Consider the following 523-nt stretch of genomic DNA (forward strand, 5'->3'; position numbering starts at 1 on the left):
ACGGGTCGGCGACGAACCGGCCGGCGGTCAGCGCGGGGCGGCCCTGGTAGCCACGGGCGACGCCCCGGCCGCTCACGTACAGCTCCCCCACGACGCCGCGCGGCACCAGGCCGAGCGAGCCGTCGAGCACGTACAGGCGTGTCCCGTCGAGGGGCCGGCCGATGGGCGGCACGCCCGCCGTGTCCGCGTCGACCGGGTGGCGGGTGGCGAAGGTCGTGGTCTCGGTGGGGCCGTACACGTGCAGGACGCGGGTCCCGGGCGCGGCGGCGGCCACGCGCCGCATCACGTCGGGGGTGGCCTTCTCGCCCCCGGCGGCGACCAGGCGCAGCCCGGCGAAGGCCGCCGGGTCGGTCTCGGCGACGACGTTGAACAGGGCCGTCGTCAGGAACAGCGCGGTGACCCCGTGCCGCTCCACCAGCTCCGCGAGGACCCGCGCCTCCAGGACGCCCGGCGGCGCGACGACCACCCGGCCCCCGTTCAGGAGCGGCACCCAGATCTCGAAGGTGGAGGCGTCGAAGACGTA

1 protein-coding gene is annotated in these 523 nt (G+C 76.9%); it reads right to left on the reverse strand.

Annotation, left to right across the window (positions count from 1 at the left end):
* The coding region (locus GT042_RS35685) for an AMP-binding protein (RefSeq protein WP_161312826.1) at nucleotides 1-523 on the reverse strand (523 nt) is incomplete at both ends.

It is taken from the genome of Streptomyces sp. SID3212 (assembly GCF_009865405.1).
In the GTDB taxonomy this organism is placed as follows: domain Bacteria; phylum Actinomycetota; class Actinomycetes; order Streptomycetales; family Streptomycetaceae; genus Streptomyces.